The sequence below is a fragment of the Oleiphilus sp. HI0123 genome, from assembly GCF_001635315.1.
In genome coordinates this window covers 1-412 of record NZ_LWGE01000625.1, presented here as the reverse complement: position 1 = coordinate 412, position 412 = coordinate 1, and the positions used below count along the sequence as shown (strand labels likewise).

The following is a 412-nucleotide window of genomic DNA, read 5'->3' as shown; positions in this document are numbered from 1 at the left end:
CAAAAATTACGCTATTTAAGTCTCAGAACAGGAGGGGCTACGCCCTCCTATCGACAACTTACTTCTTGTCGTCTTTAACTTCTTCAAACTCAGCGTCAACCACATTGTCGTCCGCTGCGCCAGCTGGCTCTTCTGCTGCACCGCCTTGCGCTGCTGCTTCTGGGCCTGCGCCCGCTGCTGCTTGCTCAGCATACATCTTTTGAGCCAAACCTGATGAAGCTTCAGTCAATGCCTGAGTCTTCGCTTCGATATCTGCCTTATCATCACCCTTAAGCGCTTCTTCAAGGTCAGTAATCGCAGCTTCAATCGCAGTTTTCTCTTCTTCAGTCGCCTTATCACCAGCTTCTTCTAGAGTCTTCTTAGTCGCATGAACAATCGCATCACCTTGGTTACGCGCAGTCACTAGCTCTTC

1 protein-coding gene is annotated in these 412 nt (G+C 49.8%); it reads right to left on the bottom strand.

Annotation, left to right across the window (positions count from 1 at the left end):
* Positions 1-58 precede the first annotated feature (58 nt).
* Positions 59-412: Hsp70 family protein (locus A3761_RS05695; protein ID WP_156491640.1), on the bottom strand; the 354-nt coding region annotated here is incomplete at its 5' end.